The 10,238-nt window shown below is 32.1% G+C and carries 9 protein-coding genes and 1 pseudogene; all 10 read left to right on the top strand.

The features are described 5' to 3' along the window. Positions 1-288: 288 nt before the first annotated feature. The 10 genes and pseudogenes from G4V62_RS18185 (at position 289) to G4V62_RS18140 (ending at position 9,914) form a co-directional block, all read left to right on the top strand. Positions 289-1,335 (top strand): tetratricopeptide repeat protein, encoded by a 1,047-nt coding sequence (locus G4V62_RS18185; protein WP_165204944.1) that lies wholly within the window; start codon positions 289-291, stop codon positions 1,333-1,335. Between the two features lie 659 nt (positions 1,336-1,994). Beyond that, positions 1,995-2,108, top strand: coding sequence for a lasso RiPP family leader peptide-containing protein (locus G4V62_RS20940; RefSeq protein ID WP_165204942.1), 114 nt, complete (start codon positions 1,995-1,997; stop codon positions 2,106-2,108). A gap of 123 nt (positions 2,109-2,231) precedes the next feature. Beyond that, positions 2,232-2,612 (top strand): hypothetical protein, encoded by a 381-nt coding sequence (locus G4V62_RS18175; RefSeq protein WP_165204940.1) that lies wholly within the window; start codon positions 2,232-2,234, stop codon positions 2,610-2,612. After that, positions 2,603-3,214 carry an aKG-HExxH-type peptide beta-hydroxylase gene (locus tag G4V62_RS18170; protein ID WP_165204938.1) on the top strand — a complete coding sequence of 204 codons (612 nt, stop codon included), beginning with the start codon at positions 2,603-2,605 and terminating at the stop codon, positions 3,212-3,214. Before G4V62_RS18175 ends, G4V62_RS18170 begins: the two co-directional genes overlap by 10 nt. A gap of 216 nt (positions 3,215-3,430) precedes the next feature. After that, positions 3,431-4,234 carry an ABC transporter ATP-binding protein gene (locus G4V62_RS18165; protein ID WP_165204936.1) on the top strand — a complete coding sequence of 268 codons (804 nt, stop codon included), beginning with the start codon at positions 3,431-3,433 and terminating at the stop codon, positions 4,232-4,234. A gap of 17 nt (positions 4,235-4,251) precedes the next feature. Then, a complete protein-coding gene (locus G4V62_RS18160; RefSeq protein ID WP_165204934.1) occupies positions 4,252-5,043 on the top strand; it encodes an ABC transporter ATP-binding protein in 792 nt (263 codons plus the stop codon). A gap of 36 nt (positions 5,044-5,079) precedes the next feature. Further along, positions 5,080-6,277 (top strand): annotated as a pseudogene (locus tag G4V62_RS18155) (IS110 family RNA-guided transposase); the annotation flags it as partial. Between the two features lie 347 nt (positions 6,278-6,624). Next, positions 6,625-6,891 (top strand): PqqD family protein, encoded by a 267-nt coding sequence (locus G4V62_RS20115; RefSeq protein ID WP_165204932.1) that lies wholly within the window; start codon positions 6,625-6,627, stop codon positions 6,889-6,891. A 539-nt stretch (positions 6,892-7,430) separates the two neighbouring features. Beyond that, positions 7,431-8,357, top strand: coding sequence for an aldo/keto reductase (locus G4V62_RS18145; protein WP_165204946.1), 927 nt, complete (start codon positions 7,431-7,433; stop codon positions 8,355-8,357). A gap of 291 nt (positions 8,358-8,648) precedes the next feature. Then, positions 8,649-9,914: an asparagine synthase-related protein gene (locus G4V62_RS18140; RefSeq protein WP_165204930.1), complete on the top strand. Its 1,266-nt coding sequence runs from the start codon at positions 8,649-8,651 to the stop codon at positions 9,912-9,914. The last annotated feature ends 324 nt before the right edge of the window (positions 9,915-10,238 follow it).

The raw sequence follows: 10,238 nt of genomic DNA, 5'->3' as shown, positions 1-10,238 counted from the left end.
AAATGGTGGGTAGATTCCATTTCGTATAATTCATGCATGTCAAAAAGGCTTAGTTGTCGTATAATGGTCATGGAAGTACATCTCCTTCTGTTCTATGGCTGTTTTCGTCGACTACCATTATACAGAATTTGGGGAGGTACTTCCTTTTTTATGTCTCGGAAGCCTTGCGTGGCAAGACCTTAGAATTATGAAATTCATTCATCAAATAAAATAAAGGAAAATGTATAGACCAAGGTGAGTTCAAGAGGTTAGCATAATTATCAGATTTTACGGAAAGGGGTGAATATTTTGATACATGTTATCGATGATCACGATGAAGCTTACTATATCTGGAAGGAAAATAATATATCTAAAGCGACTTTATTACATATTGATGCTCATTCAGATATTCAGGATGAAAAAGAACTACATATAGGTTCTTTTATTAGGCATGCAATAAATACCAACATTGTAAATAGTTACTATTGGATAATACCGAAAGACTTTCATAAGAATAAGTTCCGCCATACGGAAGTTTTGCTACATCTCCAATTTAATGGTACCCAAAATATTAAAGTGTTAAAAAATGGTGTTATTACTGGAAAATTAAATGATTGCGAAATTTGGGTAGGACCATATGATTTATTGCCTAAAATAAATGAACCTGTTTTACTCGATATAGATATAGATTACTTTATAACGTCTCCTACATTTGTTGGCTACAAAGAATCTTTATCTATATGGGAACAACCTAAAGAATTAATAAGATTTTTGGAGAAAAATAATATTTTAAATAAAATAATAACTATTTGTACATCAATACAAGGGGGCTATACTCCATTTCAATGGAAGTGTTTAGCAGATTATATACAGTTTCTTATCACCGAAAATAAAGAATTATTTCCAATAGATAAGCTAAGTAAAGGTGCCTGTTTATTTCATAATAATCAATATGAATATGCGAGAAAATATTTCTTAAGTTTATTAAATGAAAATGAGTATACTATGGAAGGCAGTTATGTATTAGCAATAAAATCATGGTTAGCTAGAATTGAAGTTGAATTGAAAAATGAGATTTATCAATTTGATTACGACTATAAGAATAATTACTGGATATGTCCTGGCTTTGCTTATTTTTACAATAGAAAATATGATATAGCTTCCGAATATTTTAGAGATTGGGATAACATATATAAGAACAATACAATCTTTAATTTTGCTAAGGCAAAGTGTATTAAAAACAAAAATATCTCTTTCGCTATTCAATTATGCAAAAATAGCATATTTTTAAACAGTGAATATATAGATCCATATATTTTGTTGGGAGATATATATATGAAAAAGGAGACTATTTAACTGCAAACTTGTATCTTGAAACAGCATTAGATATTCTTTTTCAAAAGCAAAATCTCTTTAGTTTTTATAGTTACATTAAAAATACTAAATATCCACGAAACAAGATTGATGTAAAACTTTTATATAATATAATCAAAAAATCATCCCATGTTACGAGCAAGCTGGTAAATATGAGAATATTTTAATATTGCATAAAGTTCTTTCTATACATTTTGATGAACACATTGATTACAAAAAAATTATAAATGAATCTAAATCCCGGATAACATAGCTTTATCGACAAGGGTGTACAAAAAATAGCTATGTTTGCCCATTAACATCTTACCTATTTTTTTTCAGATGTGTTTAGCTTAATTTATTCCCAAAAATCATACTTGACTTTTGTTTAAATTATTCATACTATTACATATAGTATGAATCGTTGTAATATTTTCATTGTTTAACAGAGCAGTAATCTTATAATCATTTCAATTGCAACAGTTGGGTCATATGATCTTAATAGTAAAAGTAAACAGGTTAATAAATAGAGACATTCTCAACTTTAATATGCAAATGTACCTCATGCCACAAAAATATGAGACAGCACATATTGAATTCGTTTACATCCACAGTTTGTTAACCTTTTACTATATTAAAAACACTTGAGGGGAGGGGAAGTCATGAAATGGAAAAAACCAATTGTTACAGATTTGGGATCAGTTAAAGAATTAACACATCGCGGTAGTTCTGGTGGAACTGATAGGACAACAAACGGGTCTAGACATGGGTGCTAAATAACACCTAACATATTACCATTGTTAAGAAATGCCTGAAACTGCCATCCTGATTGGTAGATATGAAAATTTTTTCTAAAGAGGAGTCGAACTCCTCTTTAGAAAATAAGGTGGTAATTGTTAATGTTAAATATGAAAACTGACAATGTCGACTTCAACAACTTACTATTTTCTGTTACTGAAAGTGAACTTTTAACTGATAGGTACATACAGTTATTAGAGGAGAAATTTTTTGTTTTAACAAATACTTTAAAAAACCAAAAAATAGTTTCTGATTATATACCAATACTTGAAGAGTTTTGGTCTCTATCTAGTTTAGAAAAGAAAAAGGTACTGGAAGAGTCTCTTTTCGCCTATGGTGTAAATATTTTGTCCTCTATTAATAGTAGTAATAGCAGTATACTTGATGAGATGGTAAGAATAATAAATCAAAAAATGAGCCAGACACTGTTTTTGACGATTTTAGATTGCAAAATAGTAAGTGGTATAAAAAGTTGGGAGTAAATGTAATAAGTAAATACAGTTCAGCAGATAAAAGTGAGCTGGACTCCTCAATACTTACGACAGATACAAACTTAAAAAACACTTTCTATTCATGTCTAGAATTGATTGAAGAAAGTGCTCCAGAATTCATGTTAGATATAAAATGTCATACTAACACTATAGTGCCGATAAAAAACCCTTCTGTTAAAGCTTTTAGTATAGATGCTTTGATCGGCGCAATTTACGTCACACCAGAAGAGGATATCATAGATACAATAGATTTAGTTGTCCATGAAAATGGACACAATAAACTGGACAAATTAAATGAAATCTATCCTTTGCTAAAACCTGACGAAAAATTATATCCCTCGCCTTGGAGGAAAGATCTTCGTCCTATGGAAGGGATTATTCATGGAGCTTATGTGCATCTTCGCTTAAATTATCTTTTAAGTAGTATACAAGAAAGGTATCCAGAATATGAAAATAGAATTTCTGGACGTATTAAGTATTATAAGAACCAAGTCATATCAGCAATAGAGACCATCGAAAAACATGCCGATTTAACTAGTTATGGAAAAGAATTTATACACTCCTTAAGAATCTGGAGTGATAAGGGTCCTTGAATAATATGAGGAAAATGTTTTTGTCACTCTTAAGAACGATAAGGTTAGTTTTGCAAATTGCATCAAATGATATTTGGGGCCTGATCTTTATTAATTTAATCGTGGGCTCTGGACCCATAGTTGTATTGTATTTAAGTAAGTTGGTTATTGATGAAACTGTCATTATAGCGAATACATCCTCTGGCTTGAATGGCGTAAGCGCTATCTTAAGCAGCGATGTTTTACTTTGGAGTGTCATCTTTTATATTAATTAATATTGTGCTTGATACTGCTGAGACAATTAATGGTTTTCAATTAGCAAAGTTAAAGGATAAATTGGTTGGAGGTATTAAAAGACGAATATTTAAGAAAGTTTCTGAGTTTGATGACATCTCACTTTTTGAAGATCCTAAATTACTGAATTATTTACATTTAGCACATGGGAATATACAAAAAATAACGCAATTAGTGAATGTTATGATTAACCTCTTGATTGGTTTTTTTACATTCATTCCTGTATTTATCCTTTCATTTTCAATTGCATGGTGGGTTCCGATAATCATTTTTGTTACGGCTATTCCATCTATTTACAAGCAGCTTCAGTATGAGGAAAAAACTTGGAGTGTAGAATTTTCCCAAGCTGATTTGGTGAAACAAATGAGCATTAATGAAAACGTACTAACAAATGAGACTTTTTCTAAGGAATTACGTCAATATCAACTTTCATCTTTTTTTCTGGACAGATGGAATAAACTTTTTGATGAAGCGTTTAAACAGATTCAGGATGTAAGGAAAAAAGGGACCAATGTCATTTTATCCTGGTCACTTTTAAGTGGTATAGGTGTCGGAATCCCATATATCTACGTTGTCTACATGGCGGGGAATGGAGCTTTTAGTCTTGGTGATTTAGCACTTTTTGCTGGTCTCGTTTATCAGGTAAGAAGAAGTATCTTTATTTTTGTAGGTAATCTAACAGAAGTTCAAAGAATAGCTTTAGCTTCTTCAGCATTATTTGATCTTTTAAATTTAAACAGAGCTTAAAAATAGGAAACGCCTCCATGAGTGAAGTTGCTAATGATTCCGCTTTCTTACATTTTCAAAACGTGTCTTTTTCGTATCCTGGTCATGAAAAACTTGTTTTGGACAATATTCATTTAAAAATAAAAAAAGGAGAAATGGTTGTCATCGTTGGTGATAATGGAGCCGGTAAGTCCACGTTAGCGAAACTAATAACCCGTATGTATGATCCAAGTAAAGGGCAAATCATTTTTAATGGTACTGATATTAAGGAATTCAATATTGAGGAATATAGAAAAAATCTTGCTGTTGTTAACCAAGATTTCTCCAGATTTCCTAATACTGCTCGTGAAAATATCGGATTTGGAGATTTAAGCAATATAAATGATGATCATGATATTTATAAAGCAGCAGAAGGCGCTGGGATCAGGGAACTCCTTGAAAATTTAGAGTATGATCTTGATACTCCATTAACGAAACAATTGGACAAAGGAATTGATTTATCAGGCGGACAATGGCAACGAATATCAATAGCAAGAGCTTTGATGAGAAAGGATCAAAGTGAAATTGTTATCTTGGATGAACCAACTGCCTCACTAGATCCAAATACCGAATATGATATATTCAATATTCTAAAGGAAATGGCAAAAGAAAGTATTGCTATCGTGATTAGCCACCGTTTAGCACTTGCAACGATGGCTGACTATATAGTGGTGATGAAGGATGGGAAAATTATTGAATTTGGAGATCATCAAGAATTAATGGAGGAACGAGGAGAATATTATTCTCAATTTACTAAACAATCAAGTAGTTATATATTAAGTAATGAATAAGGAGCATTCCTGTAATGAAAGTTTTTGAGGATTGACGTGGCACGTGCACAAGATGATCGAGAATTGAATTTGGAAAGCGATTGGTCTTTGATAACCGAATTCATGGATTTCAACTTTTATTGGATTGGATGGAGCATCATCAAAAGGACAATGGGAAAAACATGTCATATTTGTAGAACCTACGGGGCATTATTGGCTGAATCTGGTGTATTTCCTTCGCTCCATAGTCAATCCGATGCATGTGAAGAAATCGACCGAGCTAGATGATATATCACCGACCAAAAATGATACGAAAGATGCCCGCGTAATCGCACAGTTGATAAAGGATGGCCGATACTCCGTACCAAACCTCTTGGAAGGTATTTATGCCGAACTAAGAGAAGGAAAACTAAGAGATCAGCTGACCAAACAACTGATGATTATTGAAGGGCGAACCCAGAACGGTATCCAACGCTACTTTCCGGAGTTCTTCTGTGTGTTCGGAGACTGGGAAGGAAAAGCAGCCCTGTGTACACTGAGGCTCTTTCCATTCCCTTCTCAAATCCAAGGGATGACACCGGAAGATGTGTTGTCACAGTGGAAGCCATTTGTACAACGCGGTGTAGGTATTAAACGGACCACTAAGCTTGTAGAAACCGCCAAGAAAAGCGTTTGGGATACAAATAGGTGTTCACCAAACGGGAGTTAGAGTGCCTGTTAGATCAATATGACCTTACCAAAAGCAATTAAGTGAATTGGATGAAGAGCTCGAAGCCTGGTAGATAGGTTACCAGGAGCTAAAGAAATGAGAAACATTCCTGGCATAGGTGCCACCACCGTCGCTTTATTCTATGCGGAAGTGGGAGACATCACGAATTACAGTCATCCCCAACAAGTTGGTTAACTTGCTCTCTCTACGAGAACATAGTTTGGCAAATTTCAAAGGGCAAACAAGAATATCCAAAAGAGGACGAAGTCGTTTAAGAAGAGCACTCTATTTAGCTATTCGCCCAATGGTTGCCCATAAACCCTACGTTTAAAGCCTTGCATCAGTATCACACCAAGCGAGCAGACCGCCTGCTAAAGAAGCAACAGTCACTCATCGCCTTGTGTTGTAAGTTATTGCGAGTGTTGTTTGCCATCGGGCAAAAAACAATGCGAATATGATGGTTCTAAACTATTACGGGAATACCACAAATCAATTAAAAACTTACTTCAGAATAACCTTGTATATCTCAGTGACAAACACCAATAGTGAAGAGTTGGAGCTTATTTACACCATTCGGGCAACAGACCCAGCAAAGAAGCATTATCCAACCTCCACCTATGGATACGCAGGACGAAGGAATGTGTGGATCACCATCCGGAGAGAAAAGGGAGGGTTAGCGACCGTGACTTGCGTGAAGAGACCTTAGCACGGTTATAATATTTTCCAAACTAACCCAGTTTGGCTGTTAGGATGGCCCCATCCTGTAAATATCAGATATATATATTCAAAATATATCCACTTATGTTGGTGAGTCTACGAGTTGGCGTTGATGAAAAAATGAGAATACGGGAGTATTCTGGAGATATTTAAATTTTATAGCGGGAGGTTAAATAGTGGAAAAAGTATTAAATCAATCTAGTAGTGTTGTCTTTCAAAAAACTGATGATGGAGGAGTTCTATTATCAATAGAAACAGGTCGGTATTATAGACTAAATTCTAGTGCAACTGATATTTGGAATTTGTTAGAAGCTAATAATTCGACAAAAAATATAATAGAAGTACTAGCAAGAAAGTATAACAGTCCGGTAGAAGAAATAACAGAAGATGTGATTAAGGTTATTAATGATCTTAAATTGTTTGAATTGATTACAGTTAATTAATTTACGTATTAAACAAGGGAACGATGAACTTCAGAATTTATTTTTACTATAAGAAGAATTGTCGATCTTTATTTTTTAGCTTTCAATCAGCATACAATGTTAAATCTGCCAGAGATCAATTATAGCAATCAAAGCAATCATCCAATTATATGCAAAAAGTATGGAATGAAATATCATAGAAGATTGATCACTGAGATTACTAAATTTTAAGGTTATCAATAAATAGATTATCTTCATTTTTAGATATTTGGATGTTCTGTCTAATATTTAGGCATCCTATCTCCGCTTATGACTTTGAGATGAATGTGTTTTATTAGGGGATGTTTAGTTAAGGATACTGACTTCCCCTAATAAATGAAATGGATAGGCTGAATCCCATTCAAAGAAATGCTACCATCACTCCTTTAGCCGCGGAGAGCACTTAGCTGCAATATCTCTAACATTGATTCTTTCCACACTTCTTAGGCTGAATTAGTGAGTATTGATTAATTGATTAGTATAGGAGGAATTATGAATATACCGTTAAGTTCAGATGTAAAATCACCTCCGATTATTATTGGTACCTCAAACCTAGGTTTTATAAGGACCAAAAAACATCAAGAGAGGTAATTAAAAGAGCCATTGAACTTGGATGTAATCATTTTGATACTGCTGATGTATATGGTTATGGACAATCTGAAACTGTTTTATCTGAGTTTTTAAAAGTAAATCCAAATATTAGGATAACCACCAAAATAGGGTGGAACTTTTATAATTTTGAAGTAAAAGATAAAACTAAAAGATATCTATTGGAGAAACTACAAAAAAATTTAGAGCTAATACCTTATAAACAGAATATATGTTTTAGTCATGAATTAAATTTTAATCCCACATATCTAGATTTCGCTCTTGAAGAAAGTTTAAAAAGATTAGGGAGAAACTATATTGATATTTTATTGTTACATATGCCAACAGTTAAAGATTTACAGTCTAATCAGTGGGAAAAATATTTAATTGAAAAGAAAAGACAGGGGAAATGCTTAGTATATGGACTTTCTTTATGTAGTCCCATTGAAGTCTACACGGCAATCTATTCAGGAATACCTGAGATTATACAAGTTCCTATAAGTCTGGTTAATAATGAACCGATGTTACTTGCTTTAGAAATGGCAAAATCTAAAGGCATAAAAATTATAGGTAGAGAAATTTTTCATTCTGGAAATATCTTTTCAGAATTAAAAAGAGTCTTGCCCGAGATCAGTAATTCTGACATTTCAAAATCACTTATATATCAAGTTTTGGAAAATCAAATAGTGGATCATTTATTGATTGGATGTACCAGTACAAAGCAAGTTGAAGAGATTCTTAATTTAACAAATATATATGAAGAAAACGATCCTTCATTAAATAAGAATATCAAAATTGCTTATGAAAAAATTTTCAGCGATGCTAATCCGATACTTCCTACACTTGATTCTACAAATTAGGTAATAACATGAATGCTATTACCATCTTATACTCGGAGGTTTAAATGCTTATAGTTAGGATGAAAAAGTATGCAGTGGCCTATAAGGATTTATTATCTAATAATAATTTTAACTTAATATCTAATAAAGGCGAATTTTTGATTCTCAGTAAACAAGATGATTCAATATTTAAAAAATAAATAATAAATTTATCATATTGTCTGGCGATATATTCGATTCTGAGAGTAAAATTGAACATTTTTTTAATTCTTATTTGGATATAAATATCAATGAAGGTGAAAAAATAAAGTCTTGTTAAATAGTTTATACGGTGAGTTTTGTTGTACTGTTTTTGATTTAATGAATAACAAGGTTCTTTTGTCAAGCAGTAAATTACCAACAAACAAGAGTTATTATTATAAGGACAATGAAATATTAATTATTTCCGATGATTTAAGAGAAATACTAACTCTAATGGATTTTTTGGAAATACAAAAGAATCTTAACATTCACTATATTGGATATTATTTAACGGGTATGCCCGATAATTCTTTGCCAAACTCGTTAATGAGAACAATCTATAAGGGAATTAATGCTGTCCCATCTTCACACTTTATTCTTTTGGAAAACAAAGATACAGAAGTTCAGATTTTTAGATATTGGTATTATTGGGATGGATTAAAAGGAACGATTAAAAAACCATCAGAATCTATTAAGGAGGCCTTATACAACGCGGTTAAAGTTAGGATTAAAGATAAAAATAAAACAGGAATATTATTAAGTGGCGGATTAGACTCAGGCGCAATCGCTTGTATACTAAATGAAATAACTGGAAAAAAATTTAACTGTTATTCTAATGTATTTAAAAACACTTTAACAATAGATGAAAAAAATTATATTAATGAAGTAATAGATCAAATTAATGGGAAACCAAATTATATTCAATCTGATGATCATTGGGCTTTAAAAAATGTTCCTAATTTGTCTTCTGAACCACAAATTGAGCCGCACCAAGGGTGGTTTTATGAATTAGATCGAATAACTGCTAAGTACGCACAAAGTAAAGGTACAAAAGATATTTTTGATGGTATTGGCAGTGATGAATTATTTAGTCCTGCTTTTCAAAATGATTTTTTCTTAAATATAACTGAAAAATCAAAGAGAGAAATGCTTAATATAAAATCTGATATATCTAGAGGATTAATTCCGGATAATTTAGAACGTACAATCAGACCAAATATAAATAGAATAATGCCTAGCTTTTTAGATTCAAATTTCATTAACAACCATAACATGATTGAAAATGTACAAGATAGATTTAAAATATTTCAAAATCCAGACCTGAATCCATTGCTGAAATATAGAATTTTTTCCTTAGAGTTTTTAAATTGCTTTGAAGACTCCATATGGTTTAACAATGAGATTTATAGACCTTTAGGATTGAATAGAATACATTCATTTTATGACCCGGAGCTTATAGAACTAGTTTTTAGTATTCCCTTAAAACATTTTATTAATCCAAGTATAAATAAACCATTATTAAGAAAATCCATGAAAAATACTCTACCTAAAAATTGAATAAAAGAAAAATAAAATCTGATTTTGGAGCAATATATGAAGTAGGAATAATGCAAAAGGAAAGAATTCGAGTTTTGGAATTGTTTAATAATGAGTCTATAATTTTAAATCTTGGTATTATAAACCATAAAGAATTTATTGAGCAATTAGAATCATTCTTAAACCGCGCCCATACGCCTGATATTCATATATGGAGGGCAATAACTTTGGAAATTTGGCTTAGAGTGTTTATGGCACAATAAAAACGTAATGAACGGCAGTTAATTTATGCAATAAAAAAAGCCGCTTGCCAACACCTAAAAAAATACATACACTCCTTTTGGG

Origin of the sequence: Litoribacterium kuwaitense, from assembly GCF_011058155.1 — a bacterium.
Classification (GTDB): Bacteria; Bacillota; Bacilli; order Bacillales; family DSM-28697; genus Litoribacterium; species Litoribacterium kuwaitense.
This window is presented reverse-complemented; position numbering and strand designations above follow the sequence as displayed.

What these genes read in the sequence shown, in the direction of transcription:
- G4V62_RS18165 (WP_165204936.1), top strand. Translation starts at nt 3,431, where the DNA reads ATGTTTTACTTTGGAGTGTCATCTTTTATATTAATTAATATTGTGCTT.
- G4V62_RS18160 (WP_165204934.1), top strand. Translation starts at nt 4,252, where the DNA reads ATGAGTGAAGTTGCTAATGATTCCGCTTTCTTACATTTTCAAAACGTG.
- G4V62_RS20940 (WP_165204942.1), top strand. Translation starts at nt 1,995, where the DNA reads ATGAAATGGAAAAAACCAATTGTTACAGATTTGGGATCAGTTAAAGAA.
- G4V62_RS18175 (WP_165204940.1), top strand. Translation starts at nt 2,232, where the DNA reads ATGTTAAATATGAAAACTGACAATGTCGACTTCAACAACTTACTATTT.